The 20,057-nt window shown below is 69.2% G+C and carries 19 protein-coding genes; 7 read left to right on the forward strand and 12 right to left on the reverse strand.

What is annotated here, in order from left to right:
- Positions 1-3 precede the first annotated feature (3 nt).
- Both QQA13_RS01620 and QQA13_RS01625 read right to left on the reverse strand, forming a co-directional pair.
- Positions 4-1,584, reverse strand: a complete 1,581-nt coding sequence (locus tag QQA13_RS01620; RefSeq protein ID WP_108470522.1) for a tetratricopeptide repeat-containing sulfotransferase family protein — start codon at positions 1,582-1,584, stop codon at positions 4-6.
- A 79-nt stretch (positions 1,585-1,663) separates the two neighbouring features.
- Complete coding sequence (locus QQA13_RS01625) at positions 1,664-3,646, reverse strand: UvrD-helicase domain-containing protein (protein ID WP_108470523.1); 1,983 nt, start codon at positions 3,644-3,646, stop codon at positions 1,664-1,666.
- Between the two features lie 105 nt (positions 3,647-3,751).
- Here QQA13_RS01625 and QQA13_RS01630 point away from each other — a divergent pair, with 105 nt between their 5' ends.
- The 3 genes from QQA13_RS01630 to QQA13_RS01640 all read left to right on the forward strand — a co-directional run bounded on the left by QQA13_RS01630 (position 3,752) and on the right by QQA13_RS01640 (position 6,626).
- A complete protein-coding gene (locus QQA13_RS01630) occupies positions 3,752-5,083 on the forward strand; it encodes an NAD(P)/FAD-dependent oxidoreductase (protein WP_108470524.1) in 1,332 nt (443 codons plus the stop codon).
- Positions 5,084-5,203: 120 nt separating this feature from the next.
- Positions 5,204-5,836 carry a thymidine kinase gene (locus tag QQA13_RS01635; RefSeq protein ID WP_108470661.1) on the forward strand — a complete coding sequence of 211 codons (633 nt, stop codon included), beginning with the start codon at positions 5,204-5,206 and terminating at the stop codon, positions 5,834-5,836.
- Positions 5,837-5,858: 22 nt separating this feature from the next.
- On the forward strand, positions 5,859-6,626 hold the full coding sequence (locus QQA13_RS01640; RefSeq protein ID WP_108470525.1) for a hypothetical protein: 768 nt from the start codon (positions 5,859-5,861) through the stop codon (positions 6,624-6,626).
- 15 nt (positions 6,627-6,641) lie between these two features.
- Here the strand turns inward: QQA13_RS01640 and mutM are convergent, their stop codons facing one another.
- From mutM to QQA13_RS01665, 5 genes are read right to left on the reverse strand one after another with little or no spacing between them, the layout of a single operon-like run.
- Complete coding sequence (gene mutM / locus QQA13_RS01645; RefSeq protein WP_108470526.1) at positions 6,642-7,469, reverse strand: bifunctional DNA-formamidopyrimidine glycosylase/DNA-(apurinic or apyrimidinic site) lyase; 828 nt, start codon at positions 7,467-7,469, stop codon at positions 6,642-6,644.
- 16 nt (positions 7,470-7,485) lie between these two features.
- A complete protein-coding gene (locus QQA13_RS01650) occupies positions 7,486-7,977 on the reverse strand; it encodes a hypothetical protein (protein ID WP_108470527.1) in 492 nt (163 codons plus the stop codon).
- 3 nt (positions 7,978-7,980) lie between these two features.
- Positions 7,981-9,336: a GldG family protein gene (locus QQA13_RS01655; protein ID WP_108470528.1), complete on the reverse strand. Its 1,356-nt coding sequence runs from the start codon at positions 9,334-9,336 to the stop codon at positions 7,981-7,983.
- Entirely contained in the window at positions 9,336-10,106 is a 771-nt protein-coding gene (locus QQA13_RS01660) for an ABC transporter permease (protein WP_108470529.1), read from the reverse strand. Before QQA13_RS01660 ends, QQA13_RS01655 begins: the two co-directional genes overlap by 1 nt.
- Positions 10,103-10,867, reverse strand: a complete 765-nt coding sequence (locus tag QQA13_RS01665) for an ABC transporter ATP-binding protein (protein WP_108470530.1) — start codon at positions 10,865-10,867, stop codon at positions 10,103-10,105. The genes QQA13_RS01660 and QQA13_RS01665 overlap by 4 nt, the downstream gene beginning before the upstream one ends.
- 173 nt (positions 10,868-11,040) lie before the next feature.
- On the opposite strand from QQA13_RS01665, the gene QQA13_RS01670 reads away from it, so the two are divergent.
- Positions 11,041-12,234: a DesA family fatty acid desaturase gene (locus QQA13_RS01670; protein ID WP_108470531.1), complete on the forward strand. Its 1,194-nt coding sequence runs from the start codon at positions 11,041-11,043 to the stop codon at positions 12,232-12,234.
- 268 nt (positions 12,235-12,502) lie between these two features.
- On the opposite strand, the gene rpmG is transcribed toward QQA13_RS01670, so the two are convergent.
- Entirely contained in the window at positions 12,503-12,670 is a 168-nt protein-coding gene (rpmG, locus tag QQA13_RS01675) for a 50S ribosomal protein L33 (RefSeq protein WP_007513765.1), read from the reverse strand.
- A 10-nt stretch (positions 12,671-12,680) separates the two neighbouring features.
- On the reverse strand, positions 12,681-12,917 hold the full coding sequence (gene rpmB, locus QQA13_RS01680) for a 50S ribosomal protein L28 (RefSeq protein WP_007513766.1): 237 nt from the start codon (positions 12,915-12,917) through the stop codon (positions 12,681-12,683).
- Between the two features lie 294 nt (positions 12,918-13,211).
- Here rpmB and secB point away from each other — a divergent pair, with 294 nt between their 5' ends.
- The 3 genes from secB (at position 13,212) to QQA13_RS01695 (ending at position 17,879) form a co-directional block, all read left to right on the forward strand.
- Positions 13,212-13,715 carry a protein-export chaperone SecB gene (gene secB, locus QQA13_RS01685; RefSeq protein WP_108470532.1) on the forward strand — a complete coding sequence of 168 codons (504 nt, stop codon included), beginning with the start codon at positions 13,212-13,214 and terminating at the stop codon, positions 13,713-13,715.
- Between the two features lie 9 nt (positions 13,716-13,724).
- Positions 13,725-14,750, forward strand: coding sequence for an NAD(P)H-dependent glycerol-3-phosphate dehydrogenase (locus QQA13_RS01690; RefSeq protein ID WP_108470533.1), 1,026 nt, complete (start codon positions 13,725-13,727; stop codon positions 14,748-14,750).
- 111 nt (positions 14,751-14,861) lie between these two features.
- Positions 14,862-17,879: a DEAD/DEAH box helicase gene (locus tag QQA13_RS01695; protein ID WP_108470662.1), complete on the forward strand. Its 3,018-nt coding sequence runs from the start codon at positions 14,862-14,864 to the stop codon at positions 17,877-17,879.
- Between the two features lie 9 nt (positions 17,880-17,888).
- Here the strand turns inward: QQA13_RS01695 and QQA13_RS01700 are convergent, their stop codons facing one another.
- The 3 genes from QQA13_RS01700 to glk all read right to left on the reverse strand — a co-directional run bounded on the left by QQA13_RS01700 (position 17,889) and on the right by glk (position 20,030).
- On the reverse strand, positions 17,889-18,209 hold the full coding sequence (locus tag QQA13_RS01700) for a hypothetical protein (protein WP_108470534.1): 321 nt from the start codon (positions 18,207-18,209) through the stop codon (positions 17,889-17,891).
- 105 nt (positions 18,210-18,314) lie between these two features.
- Positions 18,315-18,998, reverse strand: a complete 684-nt coding sequence (locus QQA13_RS01705) for an HAD family hydrolase (protein WP_108470535.1) — start codon at positions 18,996-18,998, stop codon at positions 18,315-18,317.
- Positions 18,999-19,013: 15 nt separating this feature from the next.
- On the reverse strand, positions 19,014-20,030 hold the full coding sequence (gene glk, locus QQA13_RS01710) for a glucokinase (protein WP_108470536.1): 1,017 nt from the start codon (positions 20,028-20,030) through the stop codon (positions 19,014-19,016).
- Between the last annotated feature and the right edge of the window lie 27 nt (positions 20,031-20,057).

Genomic DNA, 20,057 nt, shown 5'->3' on the forward strand with positions numbered 1-20,057 from the left:
GGTTCAGTCCTGCGACCCGATGCCGGCCTCGCCGAGCAGCTGGCGCAGCTCGAGCAATTGCGGTTCGTAGTGTTTCCAGCGGCCGATCGCGGTGCCGTAGATCGGCGCGCGCACCTGCCAGGCATGGGGCGTGTTGACCGGCGCGGCGTTGCTTTCGGGGCGCAGGCAGGCGTCGTTCCAGGACAGGTCGCAGAACGCCAGCAGCCGGCGCGCCGCCGCCTCGGGCGTTTGCACCAGCGATTCGTAGGGCAGTTCCAGGATGCGTCCGGGCAGCACGTTCCGCCAGTGCGCCATCAGGCGCTCGAACTGGATGTAATACCGGCCGGTGTCGAGCAGGTCGAAGGAGTAGTCGTAGTAGGGCGACTCCCGGTCGAAGAAGTGCCGGAAGTTGCCGAGGCAGGTGTCCAGCGGGTCACGGCGCAGGCAGATGATCCTGGCGTTCGGCAGGGCACGGGCGATGAAGCCGGCATACAGGAAATTGTGCGGTAGCTTGTCGATGAAGCGCAGCCGTTCTGCCGTGGCGGGCCGGGTGCTGGCGAGATAGGCGGCGCCGAGCCGTCGCCAGTCGATGGCGGCGGTGCGGGCGGCGATGTCTGGATCGAACAGCAGCGGCAACCGGCCACCCGCCGCCTGCTGCAGCGCCGTCGGGAAGTTCTGCAGCTCGCCCGCGGCGTACACGTCCGGGTGGCTGGAGAGGATGCGTTCCAGCAGCGTCGTGCCGGTGCGCGGCATGCCGATGACGAAGATCGGCTCGGCGGTGGGATCGCCCGCGGCCGGCGCGTCGTGCACGGCGGGGAAGGTGCGCAGCAGGGCATCGAACATCGCCTCGTCCCGTCTGGCTGCATAGGGGCGCAGGCTGCGTACCGCCGCGTTGCCGCGCAGCAGGTGCCCGAAGGCTTTCGGGTAATCGGCGGTGTCGTCGTACTCCTTGGCCAGCGCCAGATTGAGGTGGATCCGCGCGCCGACGTCGTTGCCGTGCTGCGCCAGCAGCGACTGCATCCGTTCGAGGTGGTTGTCGGCCAGGGTTTGCCGCCGCAGCTGGGCCAGGTTGAGGTGGGCCTTCCAGTAGTCCGGTTCGAGCCGGATGCCGGCCTCCAGTTCGCGCTCGGCGCCCTCGCTGTCGCCGATGGCTGTCAGCGCATGGGCGAGATGGAAACGGGAAGACGCCTGCGTGGGCGTGAGCGCCACGGCGCGGCGGAAGACCGCTGCCGCCTGCGCGAACGCCTGGACCTGGGCGTAGACCAGGCCCAGCACCTCCAGTGTCATCGGGTCGCCGGGCGAGGAGTTCATGGCCTCGTCGGCGACCAGCCGGGCTTCCCGCATCCGCCGGACAAGGACCAGCGCCCTCGCGTACTGCGCGAGGAAGTCGGCGCGGCCGGGTTCCAGCTGGGTGGCCCTGAGCAGGCAGTCCAGCGCCTGCGGCATCTGCTGCGTCTGCATGCAGGCCACGCCGGCCATGAAATGCACCACCGGATCGTGCGGCAGGACCGGCAGAAGCTGCGCCGCACGCTGCTGCACCCGCGGCCAGTCATTCTGGTTGAATGCCTCGATGAGCCTGGTATAGGCCCGGGTCGGGTCGGTCATGGAAATCCCTGGCGCCGGCAGGCGCGTGCGGCTGGCTGTCGTGGCGGGAACTGGAATGCATTTGTCCCGGGCCGTCAACTCAACCGCCCGCCAGCATCGCCTTGATCCGCGCCATGTGCGACTCGGCGGTCTCGCGGGTCACTTCCTTGTCCGCTTCCGGATCCTTGCCCTGCCAGTGCAGGTCGGCCTGCGGCAGCTCGTGCAGGAAGCGGCTGGGCTGGTTGCGATGAATGTCGCCGTAGCGTTTCGTCTGCGCCGACCACGACAGCGTCAGCAGTTCCTTGGCGCGGGTGATGCCGACGTACATCAGTCGGCGTTCCTCATCGACGCGGCCTTCGTCCAGCGCGCCCTCGTGCGGCAGCGTGCCGTCCTCGCAGCCGACGATGAAGACGAAGCGGAACTCCAGCCCCTTCGCCGCGTGCAGCGTCATCATGCGCACCGCGTTGCCGGGCTCGTCGCGGTCGGCGTGGCTGAGCAGCGCCAGCTGCGAGGCGAGGTCGCCGGCCGTGTTGCCCCCCTTCTGCATCGCGCGGAACCAGTCGGCCAGTTCCTGCAGGTTGCCCAGCTTGCGTTCGCGCACCGTCGCATCGGTGGTGCCGGCGGCGATCTGCGCGGCGTAGCCGGTGCGTTTCAGGATCAGCTCGACCAGGTCGGCGGCGCTCTCGTGCAGCGAGGCGCTGCGCAGTTCGTCCAGCAGGTTGGCGAATGAAGCCAGCGCGGCGGCCGGGCGCGGAGTGAGCTGGCGCAGCACGCCGTCGCTGCGGGTGGCGTCGAGCAGCGACGAGTGGCGCGACTGCGCGAGCTGGCCCAGCTTCTCCAGCGTGGTTGCGCCGATCTCGCGCTTCGGCACGTTCACCACGCGCAGAAAGGCGGCGTCGTCGCTGGGGTTGGTCAGCAGGCGCAGATAGCACAGCAGGTCCTTCACCTCGGCGCGGTCGAGGAAGGACAGCGCGCCGGTGAGGTGGTATGGAATGCGCGCCAGACGCAAGGCTTTTTCAAGAACCCGCGCCTGGAAGTTGCCGCGGTACAGGACCGCCATGTCGTCCCAGCGCGCCTTGTGCTTCTCGGCCAGGGTGGTGGCGATCGCGGCGACGCGCTCGGCCTCGTGCTCGGCTTCCTTGCATTCCAGCACGCGGATCGGCGCGCCTTCCGGGTGCTCGCTCCACAGCTTCTTTTCGTGCAGGTGCGGGTTGTTCGCGATCAGCGCATTCGCCGCGCGCAGGATGCGCTTGCCGCAGCGGTAGTTCTGTTCCAGCTTGATCACGCGCAGGTTTGGCCAGTCGCGGCCGAGCTGGTCGATGTTCTCCGGGTTGGCGCCGCGCCAGGCGTAGATCGACTGGTCGTCGTCGCCCACGCAGGTGATGCCGCCGCGCTCGCCGGTCAGCGCCTTCAGCAGGCGGTACTGCGCGTCGTTGGTGTCCTGGTACTCGTCCACCAGCAGGTAGCGCAGGCGCTCGCGCCAGGCATCGCGGCACTCCGCATCCGATTCCAGGATGCGCAGCGGCAGCCGGATCAGGTCGTCGAAGTCGACAGCGTTGAAGGCGCTCAGGCGCTGCTGGTACAAGTCGTAGATCGTCGCCGCTTCCAGCTCGCGCGGGCTGCGCGCGGCGGCCAGCGCCTCTTCCGGCGACAGCCCGCCGTTCTTCGCGCGGCTGAGCAGGTTGCGGATGCCGAACAGCACGTCGGGCTTGGCGCCCTTCGGCGCCAGCTCCTTGACGATGCCGCCGCTGTCGTCTGCGTCCAGCACCGAGAAGCCGCGGCGCAGGCCCGCGCGGGCGTGCTCGATCTGCAGGAATTTCAGCCCCAGCGCGTGGAACGTGCTGACCGTGAGCGCGGCGGCGTCCTCGCTGCTGACCAGCTTCGCCACGCGCTCGCGCATCTCGCGCGCGGCCTTGTTGGTAAAGGTGATCGCGGCGATTTTCGACGGTGCCAGCTTGCGGCGCTGGATCAGGTAGGCGATCTTCTGAGTGATCACGCTGGTCTTGCCGGAACCGGCGCCGGCCAGCACCAGCAGCGGGCTGTCGCAGTGTTCGACGGCGGCCAGTTGTTGCGGATTGAGCATGGATCGAAAGACGGGATGAGGCGGTGCCCGATGGTAACAGAGCACCGCTGGCGCCCCGGTCCGCTTCGGCCATAATCGGCCGTACGGCAGCCAGTGGGGAACGGCATGACGGAACCGGAACTCGAACAGTGCGACGTGGCGGTGATCGGCGGCGGCCCCGGCGGCAGCACCGCGGCGGCGCTGCTGGCGCGCCGCGGCTACAAGGTGATCGCGCTGGAGAAGGCGCATCACCCGCGCTTCCATATCGGCGAGTCGCTGCTGCCGATGAACCTGCCGGTGTTCGAGCGCCTCGGCGTGCTGGACAAGGTGCGCGAGCTGGGCGTGTTCAAGTCCGGCGCGGATTTCGAGGCCGACAACGCGCGCGGCTACAACGTCTACGCGTTCGCCCGCGCGATCGGGCAGAGCCCGCCGCACGCGTACCAGGTGTGGCGCCAGGATTTCGACGAGATGCTGTACCAGCACGCGTGCGAATCCGGCGCCGACGCGCGTGAAGGGCACGAAGTGCTGCGCGTGGAGCAGCGCGGCCCGCGCGAGAGCTGGCTGGACGTGCGCACCGACGACGGCCGCGACTACGCGATCCGGGCGCGCTACGTGGTGGACGCCAGCGGCCGCGACGCGCTGCTGGCGACGAAGAGGAAACTGCGGCGCAGGAACGCGCAGCACCAGAGCGCGGCGATCTTCGGCCATTTCCGCGGCGCCGACCGCCGCAACGGCGAAGATGCCGGCAACGTCAGCATCTACCGGTTCGAACACGGCTGGATGTGGATGATCCCGCTGCCCGACGGCGTGATGAGCGTGGGCGCGGTGTGCCAGCCGGAGTACCTGAAGCAGCGCAGGGGACGCACGGTGGAATTCCTGATCGACACGCTGAAACTCAATCCGGCGCTGTGGCGGCGCGTCGAGCAGGCCGGGCTGATCGGCAACGAGGTGCATGTCACCGGCAACTATTCTTACGACTCGACCCGCATGGGCGGTCCGGGCTGGGTGCTGGTGGGCGATGCGTTCGCCTTCCTCGACCCGGTTTTTTCCTCAGGCGTGTACCTGGCGATGGACGGTGCGGAGCGGGCAGTCGAGGTGGTCGATGCGGCGTTGCGCGAACCGCGGCGCGAGCGGACCCTGCTGCGCCGGCTGGAGCAGCGCCAGCGCAAGGGCATGGCCCGCTTCGCGTTCTTCATCCACCGCTTCAACGGGCCGGTGATGCGGCAGATGCTCCGTTCGCCGCGCAACACCTGGCAGCTGGAGCAGGCCGTGATCTCGATGCTCGCCGGCGACCTGTTCGACACGCCGAAGGTGCTGTGGCGGCTGCAGCTGTTCAAGCTGGTCTACGCGATGGGCGTCCTGCGCGACTGGCGCCGCAGCCGCGCCGAACGCCGCGACCGCCTGGCCCAGGCGCGCGCGTCGTTCACCGGCGGCAACGCGCCGCCGGACAAGGCCTGACGTGTGCTCCCTCCCCTGCCTGCAGGGGAGGGTTGGGGTGGGGTGCTCTTGTGCCTTCAGGCAAGCCATCGACACCCGGCTGTCGCGCTACCATGCATGGTCTTCAACCGAACGCGCACCATGGCCAAGCTCTATTTCTATTACTCGGCGATGAACGCCGGCAAGACCACCACGCTGCTGCAGAGCGCGTACAACTACCACGAGCGCGGCATGCGCACGCTGATCCTCACGCCGGCGCTGGACGACCGTTTCGGCGACGGCGTGGTGGCCTCGCGCATCGGCCTCAAGGCGATCGCACGGCGCTTCGCCGGTGACGAGGACCTGCTGGCGCTGGTGGAGGCCGATATCGCCGCACACGGGCCGCTGCATTGCGTGTTCGTCGACGAAGCGCAGTTCCTGACCAAGGCGCAGGTGTGGCAGGCCAGTGACGTGGTCGATCGGCTGGGCATCCCGGTGCTGGCCTACGGCCTGCGCACCGATTTCCGCGGCGAGTTGTTCGAGGGCAGCCGCTACCTGCTGGCCTGGGCCGATGAGTTGCAGGAGATCAAGACGATCTGCCACACCGGGCGCAAGGCGACCATGGTGGTGCGCGTGGACGAGCACGGCCGCGCCGTCACCGACGGCCCGCAGGTTGAGATCGGTGGCAACGAACGCTATGTCTCGGTGAGCCGCGCCGAGTTCAAGAAGATCAGCGCGGGCCAGGGCCGCATCGAGCTGCAGCAGACCGTGCTGCCGCTGGGCGAGCGCGAATGAACCGAGCCACCAAGGAATCTGCATGAGCGAAGTCACTCCCCCCGCCAGCTGGCCACGGCCGTACTGGCAACCCGGCGAAGACGAGGTGGTGCTGCAGTTCTACGTGTTCGGCAAGTTCGAGCCGGAGCTGCTGATTCCGTCGCCGCGCTACGGCAGCCCCGGCCTGCCCGCGGGCGTGGAGATCCAGCGCTTCCAGAACGCCGTGTTGCGCCAGTGGGAGGGCTATCCGCTGAACGGCGCACTGGGCCAGTTGATCAGGGAAGATACACCCGAAGCGTACGAGGCCGCGCGCATCGCGCCCGAGGTGCTGGTGGTGCGCGGCGTGCTCAAGGACGCCGCCAGCCTCGACTATCTGCGCGATACGCTGGGCGTGCTGGCCGGCATGCTCGACGTGGGCGGCACGGCGATCCTCGACCCGCAGATCCTCACCCTGTTCGACGCCGAGCACTGGCGTCACCACTATCTGGTCAAGGACGGCGCGCCGCCGCGCAACCACGTGCTGATCCTGCGCAGCGACGAGGGCGGCGACCGCTCCTGGGTGCACACCCGCGGCATGCGCAAGTTCGGCCGCCCCGACCTCAGCCTGCGCCAGGTACCCGAGCGCGATCTCGACCGCGCCGGCGTGCTGTGCGAGAAGCTGGTGGAACTGCTCTCGCTGGGCGCACACTTCAGCGCCGGCCAGCAACTCGACGTCGAGGGCATCCCCGGTGGCCTGGTGGCGCAGCCGGGCGGCAGCCTCGACGACCCCGAGTTCAACAACACTCACATCGAGTTCCGCTGGGCGGAGTGACGCGCGTCCCTCACCTCAGTGCTGGCAGTGCGGACACCAGAACGTCGAGCGTTGCCCCAGCACGACCTGCCGGATCGGTGTGCCGCAGGCGTGGCACGGTTCGCCGGCGCGGCCGTAGACCATCAGCTCGCGGAAGAAGTAGCCGGGTGCACCGTCGGGGTTGAGGAAGTCGCGCAGGGTGGTGCCGCCGCGTTCGATGGCCCAGGCCAGCAGGCGTTTCACCTCGGCGGCGAGCCGTGCGTAGCGCGCCCGCGAGATGCTGCCGGCTGGCTTGCGTGGGTCGATGCCGGCGCGAAACAGCGCCTCGCTGGCGTAGATGTTGCCCACGCCGACGACGATCGCGTTGTCCATCAGGAACAGCTTCACTGCCGCCGTGCGGCCGCGCGAGCGCTGCCACAGCAGGTCGCCGTCGAAGGTGTCGGTGAGTGGCTCGGGGCCGAGCTTGGCGAGCAGCTCGTGGATGGTGCCGGGCGGTTGCCACAGCAGGCAGCCGAAGCGGCGCGGGTCGGTGAAGCGCAGGATGCGCGGCGCCTGTGCGTTCGTGCGTTCCAGCACGATGTCGACGTGGTCGTGCCTGCCCACCGGCGCGTCCGGCGGCAGCACGCGCAGCACGCCGGTCATGCCCAGGTGCAGCAGTGCGCTGCCGGCCCCGGTGTGCAGCAGCAGGTATTTCGCGCGGCGCTCCACCGCGTCGATGCGCTGGCCGGGCAGCAGTGCCGTGATCTCCGGCGGGATCGGCCAGCGCAGGTCGGGCCGGCGCAGGATCACGCCGGTGACGCGGCGGCCGACCACGTACGGCGCGATGCCGCGGCGGGTGGTTTCGACTTCGGGCAGTTCAGGCAAGGCGTGATCCCGCGGCTCAGTGCAGCTCGGTGGTCGTCGTCGCCGGCGAGCGCGGCACGTAGCGCGACGATACCAGCGCGATGCGCTGGCCCACTCGCACGTAGTGCTGCGGGCCGGTGACCGAGGCCTCTCCGAATTCCAGCGTCTGCCCGTCCAGTTGCAGCACGGCGCGCGGCGGGGCCAGCCCGATCTTCGCTGGCTCGAAATCGCCGGCCGCGCGCCAGCTCAGCACGGGCGCGGCGGCGGTGTCGGCGAGGTCGTTGAGCCGCCCGTCGATGGCGCGCGCCGGCGTGCCGTCAACACGCCACCAATGGTCGTCGCGCTTTTCGTAGTGTTCGGCGGGGGCGCCGGGCAGGGTGAGCGCAACGTGCGTGATGGCGGCGGGATCGAGCGTGGTGAGGTTGCCGGTGGCGTGGCGCGCGTCACGCTGCCACTGCCAGCCAGCGAGCAGCAGCAACGCCACCACGGCAACCAGCAGGATCAGACGCTGACGGGCGGCACGCTTCATCGCTCAGCGCCGCCGCCGACGCCAAGCGATCAGGCCGCCGGCCAGCAGCAACAGCAACGGCAGCACGACCAGGAAACCGATGCTCAGTGCATTCAACTCGGCCTGCGAGATTTCCAGCAGCCGGTCCGGCGCGCCGCGTGGCGGCAGCTGGACCAGCTTGTCGTCGCCGAGCAACCAGTCGAACACGCGCTCGCCCAGCGCGCGGTTGCCGCCGTTGCCGAGGAAGGTGTTGGACAGGAAGTCGCCGTCGCCGATCACCACCGCACGCTGCTCGCTCTTGTCCGGGCTGGGCGACAGCCGGCTCAGCGCGAAGCCGAAGTCCAGCGGGCCCTTCAGCTCGCCGGCATCGGCGTCGTAGTGGATGTCCGAGGGTTTGCTGTTGTCGATCGGCTGGAACTCGGTCCAGCTCTGCGCGCCGGAGCGCAGGAACGGCTTGGCCGCCCAGTCGCCCTGCGCCAGCTGGGCCAGCGCCGAGGCCTGCGGGAACAGCGTGGTCAAGGTGAAGCCGCGGGTGATCGCTTGCGGCGGGTAGCTGCCCAGCGCGATCAGGCGCGGGTCGCCCAGGCCCAGCGCGGCGCCGGAACCGTCGACCAGCACTCCCGGCAGCACGCGCACGCCGAGCGCGGCGGCCAGCGGCGCGAGGCCGAGGTCGTCGTTGGACGGCTCGCTCAGCCACAACAGGTTGCCGCCGTTCTGCACGTAGGCGACCAGCGCCTGCACCGCGGCCGGCGGCAGCGCCAGGCTCGGGCTGGCCAGCACCACCAGGTCGGTGTGCTCGGGCACCGCCGTCACTTGCGCGAAATTCAGCGGCACCGCGCGCATGCCGCGCGCTTCCAGCTGGGTGATGAAGGTGCCGAGGTCGGCGTTGGCCTGGCCGTCGGCGCGCCGTTCGCCGTCGCCGGTGACGAAGGCCACGATGCGGTCGCTGCCGCGCAGCAGCCGTTCCAGCGCATTGGTGAGGCTGCGTTCGGACAGCTCGTCCAGCCGCTGCTCGCGATCCCTGTAGTGCAGGATCAACGCGCCGTCGACGGTGATGCCCAGCTCGCGCATCTTCGCCGGGTCCAGCTGCGGATCGACGAAGCGCAGCGTCAGATCCGGCTTCACCGCCTGGTAGCGCTGCAGGAAGCCGGCCACGGTCTGGCGCAGGTTGCCCTGCGGGTTGGCGTAGCTGACGATCTCCACCGGGCCATCGAGACGGGCCAGCACCGCGCGGCTTTCCGTGGACAGGCTGGTGCGGCCGTTGGCGGTCCAGTCGGCCTGGTGCGCGTAGCGCGTGCTGAGGTAGCCGATCGCCGCCGCCGCCAGGACCAGCAGCAGCGCGAACAACCAGCCGTCCAGACGTCTGAACAGCGCGCCCATCAGTTGCGCTCCTTGTCGGCCGCCAGCCGGCGTGTGGCCAGCGCCAGCGCCAGTACGACCAGTAGCGCGAACCAGACGAGGTCGGCGCTGGAGACCAGTCCGCGCAGCAACGGCTGCAGGTGCGTGCTCATCGCCAGCCAGTTGATCGCGCCGCCGTTGACGCCGGCCATCTGCGCGCCGAGGTTCACACTCCACAGCGCCAGCGCGATCACCAGCGCGGCGGCGGCGGCGAGCGCCGGATGCGAGGCGAAGCTCGAACAGGCCACGCCGATCGCGGCCAGCGCCGCCAGCATCAGCGCCAGGCCCAGCGTGGCGGCGGCCAGCTTGCCCCAGTCGAAGTGGGTGGCGTGCATCAGCGCCAAGGGCATCGCCAGGGTCAGTACCAGCCACAGCAGCAGCCAGCCCAGCACGGCCAGGTACTTGCCCAGCACGATGCGCCAGGCCGGCACGCCCGCGGCGAACAGCAGCGGCAGGGTGCCGTTGCGACGCTCGCCGGCAAGCGTCGACATGGTGAGCAGCGGCACCACCAGGAACGCCAGCTGGGCCAGCTGGCCCAGCAGCGGCACACCAACCAGGTCGATGAAGCCGGGACCGTCCGGCAGCGCGGCGCGCTGGATCTGCCCGGCCAGGAAACTGCCCAGCAGCAGGGTGAAGTTCCATGCCAGCCAGGCCAGGGTCAGCGCCGCCAGCACCCAGGCCAGCGGCCGCACCAGCAGCCGGCGCCATTCCAGCCGCGTCACGGCGACGGTGTTCACGAGAGCGCCGCTCATGCGGCGCGCGCCGGTGCGGTGTTGCCGTTCATCGCGATGCCGAAGAAGGTCTTCTCCAGCGCGGCATGGTCGTCGGCGCGCACCGCGCCATCGTGGCGCAGCGTGCCTTCGTGCAGGATCGCCACGCGGTCGCATACCGCGGTGACCTCGGCCAGCAGGTGGGTGGACAGGATCACCGCGGTGCCGGCCGCGGCCTGCTCGCGGATCAACGCACGCAGCGCGGCGACCTGCACCGGGTCGAGCGCGTTGGCCGGCTCGTCCAGCACCAGCAGGGTGGGACGATGCAGCAGCGCGCAGGCCAGGCCGAGGCGCTGGCGCTGGCCCTGCGACAGCACGCCAGCCAGGCGCCGGGCCAGTGGTTGCAGTTCCAGCCGCTCGATGATCGCGCTGCGCGCCTGGCGCAGTGCGGCGCCGGCCAGTCCGCGCAGGCGGCCGTGTGCGTCCAGGTGCTCCTCGACGCTGAGCTCGGCCCACACCGGCGCGCGTTCCGGCAACCAGCCGATCTGCGTGCGGGCCTGTTCCGGGTGTTCCAGGAAATCCTCGCCGTTCAGCTCGATGCCGCCGCTGTCGGGCTTGAGCGCACCGGCGATCATCGACAAGGTGGTCGACTTGCCGGCGCCGTTCACGCCCAGCAAGCCCATCACCTGGCCGCCTTGCAGCTCCAGGCCGAGATCCTGCACGGCAGTGCGGCCGGCGCGGCGGCGGCTGAGCCGGTGCAGGCGCAGGACGGTACGGGATGAATCGGCAGGGGGCGAAGTCATTGCGTGATTGTCACGGCGCCCCCATCGTTAAACAACAGGTGCACGCCACGGACGTGGATAACGTCACCTTAGCGTCCAGCTCTTGACCGGCTGCTATGATTCGTGGTCAGCCGTGCTGGCGGGTATGGAAACCCCCGATCTACACTGCCTCCATCCCTCACCCGGTACTTTCCATGCTCGACGCTGTACTCAATTTCCTGAATGACGGTCTCACCGGCGCAAGCTGGGGCCAGATGCTGGTCTACATGCTGATCGTGACCCAGCTCACCATCTTCACGGTGACGCTGTACCTGCACCGCAGCCAGACCCATCGCGGCGTGGATTTCCACCCGGTGCTGGCGCATTTCTTCCGTTTCTGGGGCTGGCTGACCACCGGCATGGTCACGCGCGAGTGGGTGGCGGTGCATCGCAAGCACCACGCCAAGGTCGAGACCGAGGAAGACCCGCACAGCCCGATGATCTACGGCATCAAGAAGGTGTTCTGGGACGGTGTCTCGCTGTATCGCGATGCCTGCGAGTCGAAGCAGGACATGGAGCAGTACGGTCGCGGCACGCCGGACGACTGGGTCGAGCACAACGTCTACGGCGCGCACCCGTACTGGGGGCCGACCCTGATGCTGCTGATCAGCATCGCGCTGTTCGGCGTGATCGGTGCCGCGCTGTGGGCGGTGCAGATGGTGTGGATTCCGTTCTGGGCCGCCGGCTTCGTCAACGGCATCGGCCACTGGGCCGGCTACCGCAATTTCGAGAGCGCCGACACTGCGCGCAACCTGATCCCGTGGGGTTTCTGGATCGGCGGTGAGGAGCTGCACAACAATCATCATGCCTTCCCCAGCTCGGCCAAGTTCGCGCTGCGCAAGTGGGAATTCGACATCGGCTGGGCGGCGATCTGCGGCCTGCGCGCGCTCGGTCTGGCCAAGGTGCTGCGCGTGGCGCCGTCGCTGGATGTGCGCCCGAACGTGCGCCTGCCCGATGCGGAAACGCTGAAGGCCGTGCTGACCCATCGCTTCCAGGCGATGACCGACTATTACCGCGCGGTGATCGTGCCGACCCTCGGCGAGGAGGCGCAGCATGCCGGCGAGAGCATCAAGTCGATGCCGCGTCGCCTGCGTCGTGCGCTGGCCGACGGCGGCCGCTGGCTGGACAACGAAGGCCGCGAGCGCATGCAGGCGGTGCTGGCCAGGCGTCCGACCCTGAAGACCGTGTGCGATTTCCGCACCCGCCTGGTGGCACTGATGGAGCAGCGCGGCGCCGAGCAGGCGCTGAAGGGCCTGCAGCAGTGGATCCACGAGGCCGAGGAGAGCGGTATCCGTTCGTTGCAGGAATTCGCGCAACGGCTCAAGGGCTACAGCGTCGCGACCGCCTGATCGTCGCAATACAAGGCTTGCACCCACAGAACCCGCCCGATGGCGGGTTTTGTTTTTGAGGGGCGTGGATGGGGCGGATGACCGGTCGGCTGACGTGGAGGAGTGGTCCCCACCCCGACCGACGGGCAAAAGAAAACCCGCCACATGGGCGGGTTTTCCTTTGAGGTGTCGCGTCGCTGCAGCAGATGCAAGAGCCGAAGCGATCCCTGCCTTCGCAGGGATGACGTTCTGACAGAGCCGCCGCGCGGAGCGCGGACGGGTCAGGACGTCACTTGATCTTGCCTTCCTTGTAGATCACGTGCTTGCGCACGACCGGATCGTACTTCTTGAACTCGAACTTTTCCGGCGTGTTCTTCTTGTTCTTCTGCGTGGTGTAGAAGTGGCCGGTGCCGGCCGAGGAGATCATGCGGATCTTGTCTTGCGATTTGTTAGCCATGGCTCAATCCTCAGACCTTTTCGCCGCGGGCGCGCATCTCGGCAATCACGGCCTCGATGCCATTCTTGTCGATCGTGCGCAGGGCGTTGTTGGAAACGCGCAGCTTGATCCAGCGGTTCTCGCTGGGCACCCAGAAACGACGCTCATGCAGGTTCGGCAACCAGCGGCGACGGGTACGGTTGTTGGCGTGCGAGACGTTGTTGCCGCTCTGCACACCCTTACCGGTGACTTGACATACACGGGCCATGACGACCTCCGTAATTCTTGATTGACACCCGTTGGCCAGGGTGAGATCGGCCCAGCGGCGCCATGCGCCACGCGATGCTGGAGTTGTCGCAACGCATGATCGTGAGGTCCGTACCGCGTGGCGGACCGCCCGGAAACACCGGGTCGACAGAGGCGAGCCGCGTATTCTCGCAGAAAAACAAGGCTGTGCGCAATCTTGCGGCGTTTCGCCAGCGCCTGCCGGCGTGCGCACCGCGGGGATGTATGGAACAATCGGTCTCTTTTATACACACGACCCAGACCCGAGGAACTCCCGATGGCACAAGAGATCACCAACGACCAGGCCAACGGCCAGGCCAGTCAGCCGCAGCTGGTGATGCAGAAGATCTACGTGAAGGACGTGTCCTTCGAGGCGCCGAACGCGCCGCAGATCTTCCAGGAGATCGGCGAGAACGAGCAGCCGCAGGTGCAGCTGAACCTGGGCCAGAAGGCCACCGACCTGGGCAACGACCTGTACGAAGTGGTGCTCAGCCTCACCCTGACCTGCACCATCGGCCAGCGTACCGCCTACCTGGCTGAAGTGGAGCAGGCCGGCCTGTTCGGCATCGCCGGCTTCAACGAGGTGGACCATGCCGGGATCATCGGCAGCTACTGCCCGAACCTGCTGTTCCCGTATGCGCGCCAGGTGATCTCCTCGCTGGTGCTGGAAGGCGGCTTCCCGCCGTTCCTGCTGCAGCCGATCAACTTCGACGCGCTGTTCGCCGAACAGCAGCGCCGCGCGATGGGTGGCGACGCCGCCCCGGCCATGCTCAACAGCTGAGCCGTGTCCATGCCTGAAAACCCGAAGCTGACCGTCCTCGGCGCCGGCTCCTGGGGGACGGCGCTTGCCGCACTTGCCGCGCGCAACGGCGTGCCGAGCACGCTGTGGGGGCGCGACCGCGAGGCGCTGGCGGCGATGGCGGCAAGCCGCCGCAACCAGCGCTATCTGCCGGATGTCGAGTTGCCGGCGCAGCTGAACTATGAAGCCGATCTGGCCACCGCCGTGCGCGGCGCCGGCATCGTGCTGATCGTGGTGCCCAGCCACGCGTTCGCCACGATGCTGGCCGAGCTGGCGCCGCTGCTCGATCCGGGCACCGCGATCGCCTGGGCGACCAAGGGCTTCGAGCCGGGCACCGGCCGCTTCCTGCACGAGCTGGTGGCCGAGCGGCTGCCCGGTCATCCCGCGGCGGTGGTCACCGGGCCGTCGTTCGCCAAGGAAGTGGCCGCTGGCCTGCCCAGCGCGGTCACCGTGCATTCGGACGACGCGGCGTTCGCGCAGCAACTGGCCGCCCTGCTGCATGCGCCGAACCTGCGCGCGTATTCCGGCGGCGACGTGCTCGGTGCCGAACTCGGTGGCGCGATGAAGAACGTGCTGGCGGTGGCCACCGGCATTGCCGACGGCATGCAGCTGGGCCTGAACGCCCGTGCCGGGCTGATCACCCGCGGCATGAACGAGATGCTGCGCCTGGGCGTGGCGCTGGGCGCGCGACCGGAGACGCTGATCGGCCTGTCCGGCCTCGGCGACCTGGTACTGACCTGCACCGGTGACCTCTCGCGCAACCGCCGGCTCGGCCTGGCGCTGGGCCAGGGCGTGGCGATCGACGAGGCGGTGCGCCGGATCGGCCAGGTGGTGGAAAGCATCCTCACCGCCGACGAAGTGGCGCGGCTGGCCGACAAGCACGGCCTGGACCTGCCGATCAGCGCCGGCGTGCGCGCCGTGCTGCACGGCGAAGTCACTCCGGCCGACGGACTCAAGGCGCTGATGGCGCGCGAGCAGAAGCCGGAATATCCACAAGGCCTGTTCGGCGCCGCCTGAGCCATCCGCTGCGCGCCCGGGCGCTTTGGCCCGGGTGCGTTGGCGACCATCGCATCGTGCCCCTGCGCTGCTAAGCTCAATGTTTTGGTCGTCGCCACGGATCGCATGCGCATGCAGCAACCGGACGAAAAACAGCACGTCGCCAGCGCGCCTTCCGGTGAGGACGAAGCCCTGCCGCAGGCATGGCGGCGGCTGCTGGCCGCACCGAAGCCGGCCGTGGCCGACGAGCACGGCGTGCTCGGTTTCTTCCTGGAAGTGATGCCCGAAGAAGGCGCTGCGTTCGCCCGGCTGGACGTCGCGCCGGTGCTGCTGGCGGCGGCCGAGCATGGTCGCTACGTGCGGCCGGTGCCGCTGGACAGCCGGCACCTGGCGCAGTCGCCGCTGCAACCGCACGAGCAGCGCCTGGCCGCGACCATGCTGGGTTTGCCGCAGAGCGTGCGCAAGGGCCGTAGCTATGCGCGCCTCGGCGGCCACGTCGGCGATACCCTGCTGGCCGAGATCCTGGATACCGCGCCGTGTTTCCTCGGCGGCCTGGCCGGGCTGCGCCTGTCGCGCGGCAAGTCGCACCAGCTCAACTGGCACTGGCAGCTGGAAGCGGACGGCAGCCAGCGCCTGCTGCCGGTGCTGCCGCACAGCCAGCGCCTGCTGCGCATCGACGGGCTGTGGTACCTCGACGCCGAGCGCGCCACCGTGGGCCGCTTCGACGCCGCCGTCGAGGAAACCCGCTGGCTGGAGCTGCCGCCGCTGAAGCACGAGCACGGTCGCCGCCTGCGCAACCGCCTGGCCGGCAGCCGGCTGGCCACGCGGGTGCCGCTGCCGCTGGTGTTCGGCGAGGTGCGCCGCTCGGCGCTGGCGCCGAAACCGGTGCTGACCCTGCATGCATTGACCCGGCACGCGCGGCTGGCCGCCGGCACGCCGCCGCTCGGTTATGCGCGGCTGGCCTTCGACTACGCCGGCGAGCGGCTGCCCGCCCGCGGCGGCGAGCCGCTGGTGCGACGCGTGCGCAACGGCCAACTGGTCGAGATCACCCGTCGCCGCGCCGAGGAACTCAGCGCGATGGAGCAGCTCGAGCGCGCCGGACTCACCCCGGGCGTGGATACCGAAGGCCTGCCGTGGGACGTGGCCGAAACCCTGCCCGACGACGCCTGGCTGTTTCCCGGCACCGGCTACGCCGGCGCGCTGGAGGTCAACACGCCGGCGCGCTGGCTGGCGCTGCGGCCGAAACTCGAGCTGGAAAACTTCCAGGTCGAGTATGCGCCGAGCTTTCCGTTCGAAGTGCTGGAAGGCCCGGTGCACTGGTACGGCCAGGCGGTGGAAGACGCCGACGACCACGCGTTCGACCTGGAGATCGGCATCGAGCTGGATGGCCAGCGGCACAATCTGCTGCCCGCGGTGGCGCAGGCGTTGGCCGAGCACCAGTTGAACCTCAGCCCGGCGCCGAACGAGCCGGAGGACGCGGTGTGGTACGCGCCAGTCGATGCACGCCGGCGCGTGCCGGTGCGACTGAAGGAACTGCGCGGGCTGCTGGCGCCGCTGGCCGAATACCTGGAGAAGCCGCGCAAGAAGCTGCACCTGCCGCGGGTGCAGGCCGGCCGGCTGGAGGAGCTGGCCGCGGCGATGCCTGGCGACGGCACGCTGGAGGCCGCCGAGCCGTTGCTCGGTTTCACCGCGCGTCTGCGCGACGCCGCCGCACGCGCCAGCGACGCGGTGCCCGACGGGCTCACCGTCGAGCTGCGGCCGTACCAGCGCGAAGGCCTGCGCTGGCTGAACGCACTGGCCGAAGCCGGCGTCGGCGGCGTGCTCGCCGACGACATGGGCCTGGGCAAGACGCTGCAGCTGATCACCCACCTGATGTCCCTGAAACAGGGCGGCGTGCTGACCCAGCCGGCGCTGATCGTGGTGCCGACCAGCCTGATCCCGAACTGGCAATCGGAGATCGCCCGTTTCGCGCCGATGCTGCAGGTACTGACCCTGCACGGTCCGCAGCGCGCCGAGGAATTTGCCCAGCTCGGCGCGCAGGACATCGTGCTGACCAGCTACGCGCTGCTGCCGCGCGATGTGGTCGCGTTGCGCAAGCAGCCGTTCGCGCTGATCGTGCTGGACGAGGCGCAACAGGTGAAGAACCCGCGCACGCAGGCACGCCGTGCGCTGCTCAGCCTGCGCACGCCGCGCTATGTCTGCCTCACCGGCACGCCGCTGGAAAACCACCTGGGCGAGCTGTGGTCGCAGGTGGATCTGGCGGTACCCGGCCTGCTCGGCGACGAAGGTGCGTTCCGCCGCTTCTACCGCATCCCGATCGAGAAGCAGCACGACGAGGAATGCCAGCAGCGACTGAACCTGCGCATCGCCCCATTCATCCTGCGCCGGAGCAAGGCGCAGGTGGCGAAGGAGCTGCCGCCGAAGACCGAGATTACCCGTCGCGTGGTGCTGGAAGGGCGCCAGCGCGAACTGTATGAAGGCCTGCGCCTGTCGCTGGCGGAGGAACTGCGCGAGGTGATCGCGCAGCGCGGCATCGCGCACTCCGGCATCGTGGTGCTGGACGCGCTGCTCAAGCTGCGCCAGGTCTGCTGCGATCCGCGACTGGTGAAACTGGAAGCCGCGCGCGGCGTGCACGAATCGGCCAAGTTCGAACTGCTGATGGACATGCTGCCGGCGCTGCTCGACGAAGGCCGCAAGGTGCTGTTGTTCTCGCAGTTCACCGGCATGCTGAAACTGATCGCCGCCGAGCTCGACCGCCGGCGCATCCGCTACGTCACCCTGACCGGCGACACCCGTGATCGCGCCGAGCCGGTGCAGCGTTTCCAGAATGGCGAGGTGCCGCTGTTCCTGCTGTCGCTGAAGGCCGGCGGCGTGGGCCTCAACCTCACCGCCGCCGACACCGTGATCCACTACGACCCGTGGTGGAACCCCGCCGCCGAAGCACAGGCCAGCGACCGCGCGCATCGCATCGGCCAGGAAAAGCCGGTGTTCGTGTTCCGCCTGATCACCTCGGGCACGGTGGAAGAGCGCATCGAGCAGCTGAAGGAACGCAAGGCCGAACTGGCCGCGGCGGTGCTCGAAGGCGGCGGCAGCCGCGAGAAACTCAGCTTCGACGAAGGCGACCTGGACGCGCTGCTGGCGCCGGGCTGAGCCTTCGCGTCACGACGGCCGCAGCCGCGTGCGCAGCAGCGCGTCCACCGATTGCTGCCACTCCGGCGAGCCGGGTTTCGACTGCGGTGCTTCCTGATCCAGCTTGTCCTGCACCGCCCGGTTCCATGCGTCCGAGCCATGTTCCGGGCCGTGGCCGTCGTCGCCGATGTGCAGGGAACGATCGACCCACGCATACCATTCGGGCGAGCCCAGTGCGACGTTCGCCGGTGTGGACTGGCTGCTGGTGCTGCCGGATGGCGGCGGTGCCGGCGAAGGCGAGCACGCGGCGAGCAGCAGGGCAAGCGGCAGGCTGGCGACGAGGCGGTACATGGGAGGCTCCGTGGGCGACTGCCACGGAGCCTAGCGCGGGCCCATGCGCGGGTGATTAATTTTTCATGATGCGCGGCGCGCGGTTCAGCGTAGGTGGTCAGCCACTCAGTCGCGCGCGGCCACTTCGTCGATGTGCCACAACAGGTCGGCCGGGTCGCCGTACACGCGGAACGCGCCGGATTGCTGCAGTTCGGCGTGGCCGTAGCCGCCGGAGAGCAGACCCACGCCGAGCGCGCGGGCACGCTGCGCGGCGAGCATGTCCCACACGCTGTCGCCGATCACCAGCGATTGCTGGATGTCCACGCCGAGGCGTTCGGCGGCAGCCAGGAACAGGTCCGGGTCGGGCTTGGCGTGGCGTACCTGGTCGCGCGTCACCACCGGTACCTGCGCCGGGTCGACGCCGAGCGCCGCCAGGTTGGGTGCCGCCGTTTCCATCCGGCCGCTGGTGGCGATCGCCCACGGGATCTGCTGTTCGGTGAGATAGGCCAGCAGCTCGCGCGCGCCGGGCAGCGGCCGTACGGAACCTTGCGCGTGTTGCCGGTTGAACGCCTCGGCATGCCATTGGCGCAGGCGGTCGAGGCGGTCCGCGGTGATCGCCAGCCCGGTCTCGCGCAGCAGGATGTTGGCGAACAGTCCGCCGCTCATGCCGATCTTGCGGTGGATGCGCCACACCGACAGCTCCACGCCCTCCCGATCCAGCGCCTCCTTCCACGCCAGCACATGCTGGTAGACGCTGTCGATCAGGGTGCCGTCGAGGTCGAACAGGAAGGCGGTGTCGCGGCGGGGCATGGCGGTTCTCCCGGTTCAGTCGCGCGGCAGCAACGAGCGCCCCGACTCCAGCACCGCCAGTGCCGCCGCGCCGAGCAGGCCCGGTTCGGGGTTCATGATCGCCTGGGTCGGTACCTTCTCCATGATGTCGCGGAAGCGGCCCTTGGTCTCGAAGCGCTCGCGGAAGCGGCCGCGTTCCAGCCACGGCAGCAGGATCGGGATCAGCCCGCCGGTGAGGTAGACGCCGTTCCAGGCGCCGAGCGTGAGCACCAGGTCGCCGGCGACACTACCGAAGATGCCGGCGAAGGTTTCCACCGTGCGCGTGCACAGCGAGCAGCTGCCGTCCTTCGCGCGGGCGGTGATGTCCTCCGGCTTGAGCGCGTCGGGCGTCGCGCCGACCATGTGGCAGATCGCGTCGTACAGGTTCACCAGGCCCTGGCCGCAGATCAGCCGCTCGTTGGAGACGCGGCCGAACTTGTGGTTGAGGTAGTCGAGGATGGCGATGTCCTCCGGTGTATGCGCAGCGAAGCCGGCGTGACCACCTTCGGTCTGCAACACGCTGCAATGGCCGCCGCGCACCAGCAGGCCGCCGACGCCCAGGCCCGTGCCGGGGCCGACGATGGCGAAGGTCTGCTCATTCGCGGCTCCCACCACCGGGCGCGGCACCGTGCCCACGTCGACCAGGTCGTCGCCCTGCAACAAGGTCACCGCCATGCTCTGCGCCGCGAAGTCGTTGACCAGATGCACGTATTCCAGGCCCAGCGCGCTGGCGGTCTGCTGCGCCGAGATCGCCCACGGATTGTTGGTGACCTTGACCGTCTCGCCGTCGACGATGCGCCCGGCCGCGGCCACGATCGCGCGGCTGACCTTGAGGCCGGTGTCGGCGAGGTAGTGCTTCGCCGTCTCGACCAGCGAATCGTGGTCGGCCACGCGGTAGCGCCGGATGCTGTCGGTCAGCAGCGGCTGGTCGCGCGATGGATCGGCCACCCCGAAACGGACGTTGGTGCCGCCGAGATCGACGAGCAGGGTGGGGATGTTGCTGGACTGGCTCATGGAACTTCCTGACGGCGTGAAGCGCCA

The sequence above is a fragment of the Rhodanobacter thiooxydans genome, assembly GCF_030291135.1.
In the GTDB taxonomy this organism is placed as follows: domain Bacteria; phylum Pseudomonadota; class Gammaproteobacteria; order Xanthomonadales; family Rhodanobacteraceae; genus Rhodanobacter; species Rhodanobacter thiooxydans_A.

Bases quoted from the DNA above. Each gene is read 5' to 3' on its own strand.
- QQA13_RS01650 (WP_108470527.1), bottom strand. From the start codon at position 7,977: ATGAAGCGTGCCGCCCGTCAGCGTCTGATCCTGCTGGTTGCCGTGGTG.
- QQA13_RS01630 (WP_108470524.1), top strand. From the start codon at position 3,752: ATGACGGAACCGGAACTCGAACAGTGCGACGTGGCGGTGATCGGCGGC.
- QQA13_RS01660 (WP_108470529.1), bottom strand. From the start codon at position 10,106: ATGAGCGGCGCTCTCGTGAACACCGTCGCCGTGACGCGGCTGGAATGG.
- glk (WP_108470536.1), bottom strand. From the start codon at position 20,030: ATGAGCCAGTCCAGCAACATCCCCACCCTGCTCGTCGATCTCGGCGGC.
- QQA13_RS01640 (WP_108470525.1), top strand. From the start codon at position 5,859: ATGAGCGAAGTCACTCCCCCCGCCAGCTGGCCACGGCCGTACTGGCAA.
- QQA13_RS01695 (WP_108470662.1), top strand. From the start codon at position 14,862: ATGCAGCAACCGGACGAAAAACAGCACGTCGCCAGCGCGCCTTCCGGT.
- QQA13_RS01690 (WP_108470533.1), top strand. From the start codon at position 13,725: ATGCCTGAAAACCCGAAGCTGACCGTCCTCGGCGCCGGCTCCTGGGGG.
- QQA13_RS01635 (WP_108470661.1), top strand. From the start codon at position 5,204: ATGGCCAAGCTCTATTTCTATTACTCGGCGATGAACGCCGGCAAGACC.
- QQA13_RS01670 (WP_108470531.1), top strand. From the start codon at position 11,041: ATGCTCGACGCTGTACTCAATTTCCTGAATGACGGTCTCACCGGCGCA.
- rpmB (WP_007513766.1), bottom strand. From the start codon at position 12,917: ATGGCCCGTGTATGTCAAGTCACCGGTAAGGGTGTGCAGAGCGGCAAC.
- QQA13_RS01625 (WP_108470523.1), bottom strand. From the start codon at position 3,646: ATGCTCAATCCGCAACAACTGGCCGCCGTCGAACACTGCGACAGCCCG.
- rpmG (WP_007513765.1), bottom strand. From the start codon at position 12,670: ATGGCTAACAAATCGCAAGACAAGATCCGCATGATCTCCTCGGCCGGC.
- QQA13_RS01700 (WP_108470534.1), bottom strand. From the start codon at position 18,209: ATGTACCGCCTCGTCGCCAGCCTGCCGCTTGCCCTGCTGCTCGCCGCG.
- QQA13_RS01705 (WP_108470535.1), bottom strand. From the start codon at position 18,998: ATGCCCCGCCGCGACACCGCCTTCCTGTTCGACCTCGACGGCACCCTG.
- QQA13_RS01655 (WP_108470528.1), bottom strand. From the start codon at position 9,336: ATGGGCGCGCTGTTCAGACGTCTGGACGGCTGGTTGTTCGCGCTGCTG.
- QQA13_RS01620 (WP_108470522.1), bottom strand. From the start codon at position 1,584: ATGACCGACCCGACCCGGGCCTATACCAGGCTCATCGAGGCATTCAAC.
- QQA13_RS01665 (WP_108470530.1), bottom strand. From the start codon at position 10,867: ATGACTTCGCCCCCTGCCGATTCATCCCGTACCGTCCTGCGCCTGCAC.
- secB (WP_108470532.1), top strand. From the start codon at position 13,212: ATGGCACAAGAGATCACCAACGACCAGGCCAACGGCCAGGCCAGTCAG.